This window comes from Paenibacillus sp. UNC496MF, from assembly GCF_900113915.1.
In the GTDB taxonomy this organism is placed as follows: Bacteria; Bacillota; Bacilli; order Paenibacillales; family Paenibacillaceae; genus Paenibacillus_Z; species Paenibacillus_Z artemisiicola.
On record NZ_FORE01000009.1, the window covers coordinates 17,980 to 32,991 of the forward strand.

A 15,012-nucleotide genomic window follows, 5' to 3' on the forward strand; every position below is an offset into this window, starting at 1 on the left:
CACATTGTCAAATGAAAATAAAAAAACGCCCCTAAAAACAGGGACGAATCGTTCGCGGTACCACCCTGGTTATCATTCGCCCGCACGCGCGATCGCCGAAACAGCGCCGCATGCGGCCAAACAATCTCCTTATCAGAACGGTAACGGGTCCACCCGGCGAAGTTCGTTCGCACTCCGGAACCAGCGTTCGGCCATCCTTCGCCCTTAGAATTTTTTCAGCCGACGCGCTCCTCTTGCGAAGCGCGAAGAAATTCTTTCTCTGGGTGGCGGTCTATGGCGTACTTCGGTTCCATCCACGTTTTCATATCATGCGTTTGACCTAGATAGAATTAGAATATCAGGAAACTGCATACGCTGTCAAATCGTCTTCCTCCGGACGTAATACGCGAAGATATGCTGCACGATGACTTTGAGCGCGGCGAAAATCGGAACGGCCAAAATCATGCCGACGATCCCCGCGATCTCTCCGCCGACCAGCAGCGCGAAGATGATCGACAGCGGGTGCATATGCAGCGTCCGTCCGACGACCTGCGGCGACACGACGTTGCCTTCGAGAATTTGGCAGACGGTGTTCACGATGACCACCATCAGCATCATTTTAACCGAGACGGTCGAAGCCATGACGAGCGCCGGTGCCGCTCCGAAGAACGGGCCCAGGTACGGTATGATGTTCGTCACGGCGACGACGCTGGCGAGCAGCAGCGGATACGGCATCCCGATGATGAGGTAGCCGACGTACGCGAGCGTGCCGACGATGACGCAGACGAGGAATTGACCGCGGATGTAGCTTCCGAGCGCGTTGTCGATGTCTTTCAGCAGGCGGACCGCATGCTTGCGGTGCGGCTTGGGGACGTAGGTCAGCAGCGTCCGCTCGAACACTTCGAAATCCTTCAGGATGTAGAACGCGAGGAACGGAATGATGAACGCGATGAACACGACGTTCAGCATTGCCCCGATATTGTTAATGAAGCTGAAGATGGCGTCCGAGCCCTGCTTCTCCAGCTTGAACAGCGATTTATTGATGCCCGAGCGGATGCTCTCCGGCAGGAACGACGAATTGTTGAAGTCGTCGACGATATTCTGGGCTTTCATCGTCAAGTCCGGCATATGGCGGTTCAGCTCCTGCAGCTGCTCCAGAAACATGGGAATGGCGTTCATCAGTATGACGGTGAGCGCCGCGCAAAACACGGCATAGATCAACAGCACGGCCATCGTGCGGGGCACTTTGCGTTCGTGAAGCATGCTGACGATGGGATTCAGCACGTACGAGATGATCATCGCGATCAGGAAAGGCGCCAGCACCGCTCGCAAAAACACGTAGATATGGATGAAGATCGGCTTGAGCAGCAGCAGCAAATACAAGGCGGCCAGTCCCAAGATGAGATAGACGAGCCATGTAAATATCCGGTTGTTCGTAAACCGTTCCACGGCCGCATCCCTCCCTTGAATCGGCTTGCGCGAACCGCGGCGTCCCCGCGCGAGCCGCGTCGATATCCCTAGTACTACAGTATATGTACAAGTTGCCGGAATCATCCCGCTCCCGGGAAGAAAGCTCTTGCTTCCGCCCGACCCGTCCTTCGCGCCGAAGGCTTTCGTTCTTGTTTTCACCGGTGCCTAGATCTTCGTTCCATCCCTCCACTCGATACGTGCCATGCTCCCGCTCGCGCTCTTTTTCGGCAAACGCAAAAAAGACGGCCTTCTTCAAGGCCGTCCTTCTTACAATTCGGTCCCGCGCATCAGTTCGCGTGGACTTGCGGCATTTCGTCTTCGAAGAACAAGTCGTCGAGCGAGCTCAGCGTTCCGTCCTCTTCCACTTGATACACCGACATTTTCTCGCCGTTCACCGTCAATTCGATGAAACAGCCCCAGCAATAATACTGATGGGATCCGATTTTACCGATATCTTTAGAACTGCAGTTTGGGCATTTCATAGCTCATTTCTCCCTAATATCCGTCTCTGAACCCGCGATCGGCGACAGGTTGTCCTCGCTTCCGGCCGGTACTATAATTACATCGTTGCCAAGCATGACTTCATCAGCTTGCAGCGGAGCGGGAAGCCACTTGCGGCCTTCCATGATATCCGCTATGAAACCGTCCGTCAACTCATAGCCTATTATTTGTGTACCCTGTAAGTCGTTAAAATAAACATCCGATACGCGGCCAAGTTGTTCGCCATGAGCGGTAATGACGGGTAAATCCTTCAACCGTACGGTTCCGGTCAAAAAAGAGCGCTGCACGTCCGCTTGTTTGGTCCGCTTCACGGATGTTTCGTCCATAATGATCACGGCGTCTTCCCCGCAGACCAGAACTTCGTTCCACAGAACGGTTTTCATCGATGTCAGAAAGCGCCGTCCGGCGTCCAAAATGATACCGCCGAGCTGCCAATGCTCGTCGAACCACGCGTCCTTCACGTGCCCGACATGCTTGCCGGCGTTCATTTCGATGACAGGCAGTCCAATCAGGTGCTGTAATCGCAACAAGGTTTGGGAGCCTCCTAGGCATTAGTACGAACGCGGCTCATAAAGGTTTCAACTTTTTTTGCCGCCAGTTCGAGTTCCTCCATAGTATTTCCCAATCCGAAGCTAAATCGAACGGCCGAATCGCGACGTTCTTCCGAAATGCCCATCGCCTGGAGCACGTGCGAAGGCTCGAGCGCCCCCGCGGTGCACGCGGAGCCGCTGGAAGCCGCGATGCCCGCCAAATCCAAATTCATCAGCATCGTCTCCGAACCGATTCCGAGAAAGCTGAGATTGACGATATGAGGCGCATGCAGCCCGGGGTGGCCGTTCACGACGACCCGTTCCTCGCCGGCGATGGTTTTCATCCGTTCTAACCAAGTATAACGAAGCTTGTCCAGGAAAGGTTTCCTCTCCGCGGCCGATTTCACACAACGTTCAAACGCGGCCGCGAAACCCGCGATGCCTGCCGCGTTTTCGGTGCCCGGCCTTCTCTTCCGTTCCTGGGAGCCGCCATGAAGGAGCGGTTCGAGCTGCGTGCCTTTGCGCACGTACAGCGCGCCGACGCCTTGCGGCCCGTTGATCTTATGAGCCGAGAAGCTCATGAGATCGACGGGCAGTTCGCGGAGATCGATCGGCAGCGCGCCGAGCGCCTGAACGGCATCGACATGAAACACAGCGCCCCGAGACCGGACGATCGCGCCGATGTCTTCGATCGGCTGAATCGTTCCGGTCTCGTTGTTGACGTACATGACGCTGACGAGCGCGGTATCGTCCGTCATTGCCCGTTCCACGTCCGCGGCCGCGACGAGCCCCTGCCCGTCCACCGGCAGCACGGTGAGATCGAAGCCTTCCCGCTGCAGGAACTCGCAGGCATGCAGCACCGCATGATGCTCCGCCGCGTTCGTAATGATATGGGATTTCCCGCGCTTGCGGGCGGCCCGGGCGGCTCCGATCAGCGCCAGGTTATCGCTCTCGGTTCCACCGCTCGTGAAGACAAGCTCCGTCGGCGCGCAGCCGATGCCCGCGGAGATCGCGTCCCTCGCCCGGTTAAGCACCGCCCGCGCCTCCCGGCCGAAGCCGTGCGTGCTCGAAGCGTTGCCGCCCGCGCCCGCGTAGACGTCCATCATCGCCGCTGCGGCGTCCGGGTGCATCGGCGAGGAAGCCGCGTGATCGTAATAAATGCGTACCATTAGGCAATCATCCTTAAATATAGAACATATAGGAGTCTTGTTGAACCTCTTCCTTGTACGTGACGAGGTCCGCAAGCGTCGTCGAATCCAATACTTCCGCGATGCTGTTGCGAATGCGCAGCCACAGGTTGCGCTTGGCCGGATCGTCTTCCTCCGTGAAATCGACCGGCGAAATCGGTCCTTCCAAAATACGGATGACGTCCCCCGACGTAATCTGCGCCGGGTCCTTCGACAAAATATAGCCGCCGTAAGCGCCGCGGATGCTCTTGACGAGCCCCGCGTTCCGCAGCGGCGCGATCAGCTGCTCCAAATAATGCTCCGACAATTGGTTGCGCTCCGCGATGCTCTTCAGCGACGTCGGGCCTTCGCCGAATTTGCCTGCGAGCTCCATCATGATCGTCAGGCCGTAACGGCCTTTCGTTGATATTTTCAATTCGAACACCTCTTCTCCGACGGGACGATATCTTATTTAAAGGTTGCGATTGTAAAAAGATTACAATTCATGGTATTCCCATATCACATCTATGTTAACATACTCGCGGCCAATTATGTTGAAAATTCGTTGACACTTTCATGAAAATCATTCAAGAAGTGTGCTACAATAGAATCTTAAGCGCCCTGCCATGCCTTCAAACACGGAATAGGGCTGAAATCTTGAAGGTGGTGGATCTGTACCCATGAGCAATTCCAATACGCGCGTCGTCGTAGGCATGTCCGGCGGCGTCGACTCGTCCGTGACCGCGCTGCTGCTGAAGCAGCAAGGCTATGACGTCATCGGCATTTTCATGAAAAACTGGGACGATACCGACGAATTCGGCCATTGCACGGCCGAGGAGGACGCGGAAGACGTGCGCCGCGTCTGCGACCAGATCGGCATCCCTTATTATACGGTCAACTTCGAGAAGCAGTATTTCGATAAAGTCTTCGCTTATTTTCTCGACGAATACCGCAACGGACGCACGCCGAACCCGGACGTGATGTGCAACCGGGAAATCAAGTTCGGCGATTTCCTGCAAAAAGCGCTGGAGCTCGGCGCCGATTACTTGGCGACCGGCCATTACGCCCGCCTCGAACGGACCGCGGACGGCGAAGCCAAGCTGCTGCGCGGGGTCGACGCCGGCAAGGACCAAACGTACTTCCTCCACGCGCTCCGGCAGGACCAGCTGGCCAAAGCGATGTTCCCGATCGGCCATCTGCCGAAGCCCGAGGTCCGGCGCATCGCCGCCGAATTCGGCCTTGCGACCGCCAAGAAGAAGGACAGCACCGGCGTCTGCTTCATCGGCGAACGCAACTTCAAGCAGTTCCTGAGCGGTTACCTGCCCGCGCAGCCGGGACCGATGATCGACATCGCAACGGGCGAAACGAAAGGCCGGCACGACGGACTCATGTATTACACGCTCGGACAGCGCCAAGGCCTCGGCATCGGGGGATCCGGAAGCGGCGAGCCGTGGTTCGTGGCCGACAAGGACTTGAAGGAAAACATCCTGTACGTCGTCCAAGGCGACGCGCATCCGAGCCTGTACTCGCAGGGCTTGACCGCGACCGGCATCAACTGGATTTCCCCCATTCGGCCGGACGGCGAATTCGCCTGCACCGCGAAATTCCGGTACCGCCAGCCGGACCAGGGCGTCAAGCTGACGTTCCGGCCGAACGGCACCACGGCGGACGTCGTCTTCGACGGACCGCAGAAAGCCATCACGCCGGGACAGGCGGTCGTGTTCTACGACGGCGACGTCTGCCTTGGCGGCGGTACGATCGACGCGGTAAACAAAGCCTGAGCGGCGCAGCCGCAACATCCGGGAAAGAAAAGAGGCGTTCGACTAGTCGAACGCCTCTTTGTTTATCGATTTTTGATTGCTCTTGGTACTTACTCGCCGCGGCGCGCGGGATTAACCCGTCTCGGCCTGCATTTCGACCTCGTGCAGCAGCTCTTCCTCGACTTCCTCGACCGTCCGCTTGCGGATTTGAATCCGCGAGATGCGCAGATGATCCGTTTCCTCGATGATGAACTCGAACCCGACCGGATGGACGATCCGCTGGCCCGCCGACGGCGGGTTCTCGATCTGGGCGTACATCCACCCGCCGATCGTGTCGTAATCGTCGCTTTCGATCTCGGTGCCGAAATAGCTGTTCACTTCTTCGATCAGCATCATCCCGTTGATGGAATGCGTGCCGTCTTCCTTCGGCTCGATATCGGGACGTTCTTCGTCGAATTCGTCCTGAATCTCGCCGACGATCTCTTCCATGATGTCTTCCAGCGTGACCAAGCCCGACGTGCCGCCGTATTCGTCGATCAGAATGGCGATCTGCGTCTTCTTCTTCTGCATCAGCTTCAACAGCGAGCTGATATGCATGGAATCCGGCACCGTCGTCATCGGACGCGCAATCTGGCGGATGTCGTGTATCGTTTGGTTCGTTACCTTGAGCAGGTCTTTTATATGAATGAATCCGATAATGTTGTCTTTGTCCTTGTCGCAGACGGGATAACGGGTATGCATTTCCTTGAGCGCGATCGCCCGGTTCTCTTCGAACGACAGGTTGGCGTACAGACAGATCATCTCGGTGCGTGGAATCATGATTTCTCGGGCATGGGTTTCGGCGAACTCGAAAATGTTGTCCACGAGCGTCAGTTCGGTATTGTCGATCAATCCGGACTTGTGGCTCTCCTTCATGAGAATGCGGATTTCCTCTTCCGTGTGGGCCGATTCATGCTCGGCGGCCGGCTCGATGCCGAAAGCCTTCAGCATGAGATTCGCCATGCCGTTCAGCAGGAAAATAAACGGGTACATGATTTTGTAAAACATCATCAGCGGAAACGCCGTCCACAACGTCACCGATTCCGACTTGCGAATCGCGTACGTCTTCGGCGCAAGCTCGCCGAGCACGATATGAAACACGGTAATCAACGAAAAGGCGATGATGAACGATACCGTCGAAATGGCGACGGGACTGAAATGCAGCTTCTCCAGCAGCGGCTCCAGAATATGCGCGATGGCAGGTTCCCCTACCCAGCCCAATCCGAGCGAAGCCAGCGTGATGCCCAATTGACAGGCCGACAGATACGCATCCAAATTGTTCGTGAGCGCGGACGCGAAGCGCGCCCGGTGATTGCCGTCTTGGACGAGCGTGTCGATCCGGCTGCTTCTCACTTTGACCATGGCGAACTCGGCGGCGACGAAAAAGCCGTTCAAAAACACGAGCGCCAAAATTAAGAGAAAGCTCAACAATATGGGTAACGGGTCACTACTCAACGATTCCCTGTTCGCCGTTCGCGCCTAAAGCCGCGATCACGACTAACAGGTGCACCTCCTTCAGGGAATGAAATTATAAACTTCTTTTATAATACTACATTAGACGATCAGGTCTCTTTGCGTCAAATGCCGTCATCCCACCTTCTGGCCCGAAAATCGGGTTTTACTCATGTTTATTCTGTAAAGGTCGCCTTTTATGCGCCGTTTTCGCGCTCCTGCTACCGTTTATGAAGACAACGCAGCGGAATCGCCTATTTGCGCCGCTCCTGATTTTGTCGAATCTTGTCCTCCATGCCCTGCTGCGTCGCGCTATAGAATTTCTTTTGGACGATCCGTTCCGGGAGATACGCCTGCTTCACGTAATGGCCGGGATAATCGTGCGGGTACAGGTAACCCACGTGGCCGAGCTTCGCGGCGCCGCTGTAATGGGCGTCGCGCAGATGCAGCGGCACCTCGGCGTTCCCGATGCTCTCGATCGTCGACATGACGTTGCCGATCGCCACGGCGGCGGCGTTGGACTTGGGGCTCTCCGCCGCGAACAGGATCGCCTGGGCGACGTTGTACTTGGCTTCGGGCCATCCGATCTTATGATAGGCGTCCATCGCCGTCACGGCCTGAACCATCGCCTGCGGGTTGGCGAGCCCGATATCTTCGCTGCACGCCACGATGAGGCGGCGCAGGAAGGTCATCGGGTCCATGCCCAGCTTCTCGACGGCGTAGAGGAACCAGAACAGCGCGGCGTCGCTGGATCCTCTGATGCTCTTATGGAACGCCGACAATACGTCGTACTGCGTCGACTCGTCGGCGCGGATCGTCGGCTTGCGGATCGATTCCTCCGCGACCTCGAGCGTGATCGCGACGGTACCGTCCGGCTGCGACGGCGTCGTCACCGCCGCCAGCTCCAGCGCGTTCAGCGCCCGGCGGATATCGCCGCCCGCCATGGACGCGATATGCTGCAGCGCGTCTTCGGCAACCTGCAGCTTCATGAAGCCGAGCCCCTTGACGGGATCGGCGAGCGCGCGGCGCATCGCTTCGAGCGCGTCCTCCCGCGTCAAGGCTTCGAGCTGGAACAGCGTCGACCGGGACAGCAGCGCCCCGTTGACGTAATGGAACGGATTCTCGGTCGTCGCGCCGATGAACACGATGATGCCTTGCTCGACGGCCGGCAGCAGCGCATCCTGGCGGGAAGCGTTGAAGCGGTGCACCTCGTCGAGAAACAGGATCGTTTTGCGGCCGTACATCGACTTGGTCAGCTTGGCTCGATCGATGACCTCCCGGACGTCCTTGACCGAGGCCTCGACCGCGTTCAGCTTCACGAATTCGCCCTGCGTCCGTTGGGAGATAATATGCGCGAGCGTCGTCTTCCCGCAGCCCGGAGGGCCGTAGAGCAGAATCGAAGACACCTGGTCGCCTTCGATCGCGCGCCGCAGCAGCTTGCCGGGACCGACGACGTCGCGCTGGCCGATGTAGTCGTCGATCGTCTGGGGGCGCATCCGGTCCGCGAGCAGCTTGGCCTGAGGCTGCCGCTCCTCCTCTTGGTAGGTAAACAAATCCATCCGAATCACATTCCTTTCCGGTCCATCATACCATACAAGCACACACGTTCGCCACGCCGTCCGCGCATGCAAAGAAGCCTTCCCCATGCGGAGAAGGCTTCCCGAACCCGGTTATGCGTCGCGCGTTAGCCCGCAAACGTTTGGTACAGCAGGTAAAGGTTCAAGACGGCGATGACGATCGCCACGAACCAGGCTAGTATTTTCAGCCAGAGCTTATTCGCGAAGCTGCCCATCTTCGACTTGTCGCTCGTGAACTTCACGAGCGGAATGACCGCGAAGGACAGCTGAAGCGACAGGATGACCTGGCTCAGGATGAGCAAATCCGCCGTGCCGCTCGCGCCGTACAGCCAAGTGACGATGACGGCCGGAACGACGGCGATCATCCGGGTGATCAGGCGGCGCAGCCATGGCTTTAGCCGAATGTTGAGGAAGCCCTCCATCACGATCTGGCCGGCCAGCGTGCCCGTAAGCGTGGAGTTCTGGCCGGAGGCGAGCAGCGCCACGCCGAACAGGATGCTCGCCGCGGTCGTGCCGAGCAGCGGCGACAACAGGTGGAACGCGTCGCCGATCTCGGCGACGTCCGTGTGGCCCGACGTATGGAACGTCGAGGCCGCGATGATCAGAATCGCCGCGTTGATGAACAAAGCGAAGAACAGCGCGATGGTGGAATCCCACGTGGAGTATTTGATCGCCTGGCGTTTGCCGAGCTCGGTCTGTTCGTACTGCCGCGTTTGAACGATGGAAGAGTGCAAATACAAATTATGCGGCATGACCGTCGCGCCCAGAATGCCGATCGCGATATAGAGCATCGCGGGGTTCGAAATGATCTCCGTGCTCGGCACGAAGCCTTTCATGACCTCGCCCATTTGCGGTTGGGACCAGAACATCTCGATCAGGAAGCAGCCGCCGATCGTCACGATCAGCACGATCACGAGCGACTCGATGAACCGGAAGCCTTTATTTTGCAGCAGGAGCACGAGAAGGACGTCGAGCACCGTCAGGATGACCCCGGCTATCAGCGGAATGCCGAACAGCAGGTTGAGCGCGATCGCCGAGCCGATGACTTCGGCAAGGTCGCAGGCCGCGATGGCGAGCTCGCACAGCACCCAGAGCGCCATGGCGACCGGCTTGCTGTAATGGTCTCGGCAGGCCTGCGCCAAGTCGCGTCCCGTCACGATGCCGAGCTTGCCGGCCAGCGCCTGAAGCAGGATCGCCATCAGGTTCGACAGCAGGATGACCGCGAGCAGCGTATAGCCGAATTGGGAACCGCCGGCGATATCCGTCGCCCAGTTGCCGGGGTCCATGTACCCGACGGCGACCAGATAGCCGGGACCCGCGAACGCTAAAAATTTACGGAACCATGAGCCGTGCTTCGGAATCTTCATCGAGCGGTACACTTCCGGAAGCGAGTTCTGGGCTCTCTTCTGTCTCCATCCGGTTTCTTGCGCCAGCGGAGCCGATTGATTGGTGCTCATTTGCCTTTCACCTCTTCGTGTTCGTAGTGTCACTATGTTATAACCTACAAATATGCAGGGCGGAAACCATTGTTTCCTATTTTCATTGTACACCACCAAAAAAGTTTCATCAAGGAAACTTTTGTTGATTGGGACAAATTTCATGGCCTAGTCAAAAAAGCAGGACTACCGGACGGACATCCGATAATCCTGCTTCTTGGGGCTGCTTCAGCGCTTCTTCAGCGCCGCTTATTGGGACTAAGCATCGCGATTCTCTTACGCCTGCGGCTTGTCCGACGGACGCTTCAGCTGCTGCGCCAGCTTCGCCGTCATGTCGCCGATGCGCTTGGCCCGGGTGACTTCTTGCTTCGCTTCGTTGATCCAGCGAATGTATTCCTTGCGGTGCGACGGGGCGAGTCCCGCGAAGAACGACTCGGCTTCGGGCCGCGCGGCGAGCGCCGCCTTGACGTCGTCCGGCACGACGAGCTCCTTCGCCGCGCCCGTGCCCGCCTCGCGGACGGCGTCCGCCGCCCGCTTCGCCCGCGCGCTTGTCTGAACCGCGCCGACGGGACGGAACCGCATCGCCGACCACGTGTCGTCGACGGAGACGAGCGAGACGCCTTCCCAGCCTTCGTCGCGGACCGCTTTCCAGCCGCGGTCGCGGTTGATGTCGGTTCTGATTTTCGACGTGCCTTTCGGATAACAGATCCAGAGCAGGCCGTCCTTCTTCACGGCTTTGAGCGCTTTCGGCGCATGCTCGTTCAAGCTCGCGATGTCCTTCGCGAACAGCAGGACGAAATCGTACGTGCCGGCGTCCATCTCGGTGAACGGCTCGGCGTTCTCGGCGCCGAGCGACTCCTTGTACGACGCGTCCGGCGCTTCCAGCAGCGCGATGCGCATGTCGAGCGACAGCCGCAGCTTGTTCATCAGTTCCACGTTCATTGGGCCTGTCCTCCCGCTTCGAGCAAATCTTTGACGACCGCGCTGACCATGATCAGGCCGGCCACCGGCGGCACGTACGCGTTGCTTGCCGGCGGCTGCTTCGCCTTGCGGATCTCCGGCGCGTTCTCCGGCACGATCCGCTGCGTGACGTCCTCGCGCGGCTTGATCGGCTCTTCCGTCGAGAAGACGACCTTCACGCCTCGCTTGATGCCTTCCTTCCGCAGCTTCTGGCGAACGACGCGCGCCACGGGATCCATCGACGTTTGCGAGATGTCCGCGACGCGGAACCGCGACGGATCCATCTTGTTGGCGGCCCCCATGCTGGAGATGACCCGAATGTTCCGCTGCAGGCATTCCTTGATGAGATGCACCTTGTAAATGATCGTATCGGACGCGTCGACGACGTAATCGAGCTTGTACGCGAACAACTGCTCGTACGTCTCCTCCGTGTAGAACATGCGAAGCGCGATGGCGTCGCACTCCGGATTGATCAGCTTGATGCGGTCGCGCATCAGCTCCGCTTTCGGCTGGCCGACCGTCGTCGTGAGCGCGTGAATCTGGCGGTTGACGTTCGTGATGTCCACGACGTCCTTATCGATCAGAATGATCCGGCCGACGCCCGTGCGCGCCAGCGCTTCCGCCGCCATCGCGCCGACGCCGCCGACGCCGAGCACCGCGACGGTGCTGCCTTTCATGATATCCAATCCCTCCGGGCCGATCGCCAGCTCCGTACGGGAAAATTGATGAAGCATCCTTCCTTGCACCTCCAAAGGCGATAGATAACGAATCCGGCTTTCGCCGCGCGGGGCGGACGAAAGCCGGGAAAGGGCTTAGTTTTGGGCGGGCTGGGCCGATGCCGTCGCCGCGGCCTCAGGCTGCTTGGCGGCCTTCTGGATCGTGCGGATATGCAGCTGCTGCAGCTGGGCAATGTCGACTTCGGACGGCGCGTCGCTGAGCAGGTCGGTCGCGCTCGCCGTTTTCGGGAACGCGATCGTCTCGCGCAGGTTCGTGCGGCCCGCAAGCAGCATGACGAGACGGTCGAAGCCGAACGCGATGCCGCCGTGCGGAGGCGTGCCGTAGTCGAACGCGTCGAGCAGGAAGCCGAACTTCTCGCGCGCTTCCTCCAGCGTGAAGCCGAGCGCCTTGAACATCATCTCCTGCACGTCGCGCTTATAGATCCGCATGGAGCCGCCGCCGACTTCGTAGCCGTTCAGCACGAGGTCGTACGCTTGCGCGCGGATCTCGCCCGGATTCGTCTCGAACAGGTGCAGATCGTCTTCGTTCGGACGCGTGAACGGATGATGCTCCGCCACGTAGCGCTTCGCTTCCTCGTCGTAACCGAGCAGCGGGAAGTCGACGACCCATTCCAGCTTGAACTGGGATTCGTCGATCAGGCCGAGCTGCTTGCCGATCTTGAGGCGCAGGTTGCCGAGGACGTCCGCGACGACCTTCTTCTTGTCCGCGGAGAACAGCAGCAGGTCGCCTTCCTCGACGCCGAGCCGCTCCGTCAGGGCCGCGATTTCCTCCGGCTTGAAGAACTTCACGATCGGACCGCGCCATTCGCCTTCCTTCACCGTGACCCAAGCGAGGCCTTTGCCGCCGTAGCGCGCCGCGAACGGCTGCAGGTCGTCAAGCTCCTTGCGGCTCCAGCTCGCGCAGCCCTTGGCGTTCAGCGCCTTGACGACGCCGCCGCTTGCCGATACGGTCGCGAATACCTTCACGTCGCTCGAAGACACGATATCGGTAATGTCTTCCATTTCCATGCCGAACCGGAGATCCGGCTTGTCGGAGCCGTATTTGTTCATCGCGTCCGCATACGTAATGCGCTGGAACGGGCGCGCGATGTCCACGTTGATCGTTTCCTTGAACAGCTTCGCGACGAGCTCTTCCATCATATCCAGCAGTTGGTCCTGGGACAGGAAGGACGTCTCGATGTCGACCTGGGTGAATTCCGGCTGACGGTCCGCGCGAAGGTCTTCGTCGCGGAAGCAGCGCGCGATTTGGTAATAGCGCTCGAGGCCGCCGACCATCAGCAGCTGCTTGAAGATTTGCGGCGACTGCGGCAGCGCGAAAAATTCGCCCGGGTGCACGCGGCTCGGCACGAGGTAATCGCGCGCGCCTTCCGGCGTGCTCTTGGTCAGAATCGGCGTTTCCACGTCGATGAAGCCTTGGCCGTCGAGGAAGTCGCGAAACACCTTCGCCGACTTGGAGCGGAGGAGCAGCGTTTTCTGCATTTCCGGACGGCGCAGGTCGAGGTAGCGGTACTTCAGGCGAAGCGACTCGTCGACTTCGACGCCGTCTTCGATCGGGAAGGGCGGCGTCTTCGCGGCGTTCATGATTTCGATCTCGGTAACGCGGACTTCGATCTCGCCGGTCGCGAGGTTCGCGTTGACCGTCTCGGCGTCGCGTTCGACGACTTGGCCGCGGACGGCCAGGACGTATTCGTTGCGCGCGCGGTCGGCGATCGCCAGCGCGTCGCCGGAGAAGGTCGGGTTGAAGACGATTTGCACGATGCCGGTGCGGTCGCGCAGATCGATGAACAGCACCCCGCCGAGGTCGCGGCGGCGCTGCACCCAGCCGTTCAGCGTCACGGTCTGTCCGATATTCGCCTTCGTCAATGTTCCGCAAGCATGCGTTTTAAGCATCACCATGTTCATGTCTCCTTTATGATCGTGAATGAATGAAACTACCCTTTCAAAATCGCGTCCGCCAGCGCGTCCAGCGCCACGAACGTCTGCTCGCCCGTCGCCATGTTTTTCAGGGCGATTTCGCCGCGCTGGAGCTCGTCGTCGCCGAGAATGGCCGTGAAGCGCGCTTGCAGCCGGTCGGCCGATTTCAGCTGCGCCTTCATTTTGCGGCTCTGATAATCCCGCTCCGCCGCGATGCCGCGCAGGCGCAGGCCATGCAGCAGCCGCGTCGTCTCGCGCTCCGCCGCTTCCCCGAGCCCGACCAGGTACGCGTCGACCCGGTGGAGGTTATCGAGCTGCACGCCTTGGCTTTCCAGCAGCAGCACCGTGCGCTCCAGGCCGATGCCGAGGCCGACGCCGGGCTGGTCCGGGCCGCCGATCTCGGCGACCAGGCCGTTGTACCGCCCGCCGCCGCCGATCGTATCGATCGCGCCGATGCCTTCCGCCTTGTACTCGAACGCGGTGTGCGTGTAGTAATCGAGGCCGCGCACGAGGCGAGGGTTGATGACGTACGGAATGTTCATGTCCACCAGATTGCGCTGCAGCGCTTCGAAGTGCGTCCGGCACTCCTCGTCCAGGCTCTCCAGAATCGACGGCGCGCCGTCGAACCGGTGCTGGTCGGTCTTGCAATCGAGGACGCGGAGCGGATTGCGGTCCATGCGGGCCTGGCAGTCCTTGCACAGCGTCTCGCGCATCGGCTCCAGGAACGCGAGCAGCCGCGAGCGGTAAGCCGCCCGTACTTCCGGCGTGCCGACGGAGTTGATTTCCACCCGGACGTCCTTCAGGCCGACCTCCGCATAGAACGTGTAGCCAAGCGCGATTACTTCCGCGTCCAGCGCCGGATCGACCGCGCCGAGCGCCTCCACGCCGAATTGGTGGAACTGCCGGTACCGGCCCGCCTGCTGGCGCTCGTACCGGAACATCGGACCGATGTAGTACAGCTTCGATACGTCCGGCTCTCCGTACAGTTTGTTCTCCACGTACGCGCGGACGGCACCGGCCGTGCCCTCCGGACGGAGGGTCAGACTGCGGTCGCCGCGGTCGGTGAAGGTGTACATTTCTTTCTCCACGATGTCCGTCGTTTCGCCGACGCCCCGCTTGTACAGCTCCGTCATTTCGAAGAGCGGGGTGCGAATTTCGCGGAAATTAAACCGCCGGCAGATGTCGCGCGCCACGCGTTCGACGTACTGCCATTTCTCTACGGCGCCCGGCAAAAAATCCTGCGTGCCCGGAGGCTTCTGAAAAGCCATGCCCATTCCCTCCCATATGCTGATGATCTTGCCAAGTTCCCGGTGGCCGGGGACTAAAAAAGCTCCCGCCCTCCGCCTGTTTAGGCCAAAGGGACGAGAGCTTGCCGAAAACGAAGCTGTCGTGGTACCACCCACATTCCGGAACGTTCGCCGCGATCGGCCTTCGTCCCGCTTAATCCGGTTAACGCCCGGCTACGCAATACGGCTACTGAACCGGCCCGAA

13 protein-coding genes are annotated in these 15,012 nt (G+C 59.6%); 1 reads left to right on the forward strand and 12 read right to left on the reverse strand.

The window, feature by feature from the left end; all coding sequences use genetic code 11:
- Positions 1 to 357: 357 nt before the first annotated feature.
- The 5 genes from BMZ79_RS15925 to cymR form a co-directional block, all read right to left on the reverse strand.
- Entirely contained in the window at positions 358 to 1,428 is a 1,071-nt protein-coding gene (locus BMZ79_RS15925) for an AI-2E family transporter (protein ID WP_090641629.1), read from the reverse strand.
- Between the two features lie 308 nt (positions 1,429 to 1,736).
- Positions 1,737 to 1,931 (reverse strand): hypothetical protein, encoded by a 195-nt coding sequence (locus tag BMZ79_RS15930; protein WP_090641631.1) that lies wholly within the window; start codon positions 1,929 to 1,931, stop codon positions 1,737 to 1,739.
- A 3-nt stretch (positions 1,932 to 1,934) separates the two neighbouring features.
- The gene (locus tag BMZ79_RS15935; RefSeq protein ID WP_090641632.1) at positions 1,935 to 2,480 is read right to left on the reverse strand and encodes a PRC-barrel domain-containing protein; all 546 of its coding nucleotides are present in this window, start codon (positions 2,478 to 2,480) and stop codon (positions 1,935 to 1,937) included.
- 14 nt (positions 2,481 to 2,494) lie between these two features.
- The gene (locus BMZ79_RS15940; RefSeq protein WP_090641634.1) at positions 2,495 to 3,649 is read right to left on the reverse strand and encodes a cysteine desulfurase family protein; all 1,155 of its coding nucleotides are present in this window, start codon (positions 3,647 to 3,649) and stop codon (positions 2,495 to 2,497) included.
- A gap of 13 nt (positions 3,650 to 3,662) precedes the next feature.
- Positions 3,663 to 4,082, reverse strand: coding sequence for a cysteine metabolism transcriptional regulator CymR (gene cymR, locus BMZ79_RS15945; protein WP_090642135.1), 420 nt, complete (start codon positions 4,080 to 4,082; stop codon positions 3,663 to 3,665).
- Positions 4,083 to 4,326: 244 nt separating this feature from the next.
- Between cymR and mnmA the strand changes: the two genes are divergently transcribed.
- Complete coding sequence (gene mnmA, locus BMZ79_RS15950) at positions 4,327 to 5,427, forward strand: tRNA 2-thiouridine(34) synthase MnmA (protein ID WP_090641635.1); 1,101 nt, start codon at positions 4,327 to 4,329, stop codon at positions 5,425 to 5,427.
- A gap of 111 nt (positions 5,428 to 5,538) precedes the next feature.
- Here mnmA and BMZ79_RS15955 read toward each other — a convergent pair whose 3' ends face one another.
- The 7 genes from BMZ79_RS15955 to hisS form a co-directional block, all read right to left on the reverse strand.
- Positions 5,539 to 6,900: a hemolysin family protein gene (locus BMZ79_RS15955; RefSeq protein WP_090641636.1), complete on the reverse strand. Its 1,362-nt coding sequence runs from the start codon at positions 6,898 to 6,900 to the stop codon at positions 5,539 to 5,541.
- Positions 6,901 to 7,151: 251 nt separating this feature from the next.
- Complete coding sequence (locus BMZ79_RS15960; protein ID WP_090641637.1) at positions 7,152 to 8,456, reverse strand: replication-associated recombination protein A; 1,305 nt, start codon at positions 8,454 to 8,456, stop codon at positions 7,152 to 7,154.
- Positions 8,457 to 8,581: 125 nt separating this feature from the next.
- A complete protein-coding gene (locus tag BMZ79_RS15965; protein ID WP_090641638.1) occupies positions 8,582 to 9,931 on the reverse strand; it encodes an Nramp family divalent metal transporter in 1,350 nt (449 codons plus the stop codon).
- A gap of 255 nt (positions 9,932 to 10,186) precedes the next feature.
- Positions 10,187 to 10,852: a YdeI/OmpD-associated family protein gene (locus tag BMZ79_RS15970; protein ID WP_090641640.1), complete on the reverse strand. Its 666-nt coding sequence runs from the start codon at positions 10,850 to 10,852 to the stop codon at positions 10,187 to 10,189.
- Complete coding sequence (locus tag BMZ79_RS15975) at positions 10,849 to 11,604, reverse strand: tRNA threonylcarbamoyladenosine dehydratase (protein WP_090641642.1); 756 nt, start codon at positions 11,602 to 11,604, stop codon at positions 10,849 to 10,851. Before BMZ79_RS15975 ends, BMZ79_RS15970 begins: the two co-directional genes overlap by 4 nt.
- A 78-nt stretch (positions 11,605 to 11,682) precedes the next feature.
- Entirely contained in the window at positions 11,683 to 13,497 is a 1,815-nt protein-coding gene (aspS, locus tag BMZ79_RS15980; RefSeq protein ID WP_371263735.1) for an aspartate--tRNA ligase, read from the reverse strand.
- A gap of 41 nt (positions 13,498 to 13,538) precedes the next feature.
- The gene (gene hisS, locus BMZ79_RS15985) at positions 13,539 to 14,789 is read right to left on the reverse strand and encodes a histidine--tRNA ligase (protein ID WP_090641644.1); all 1,251 of its coding nucleotides are present in this window, start codon (positions 14,787 to 14,789) and stop codon (positions 13,539 to 13,541) included.
- Between the last annotated feature and the right edge of the window lie 223 nt (positions 14,790 to 15,012).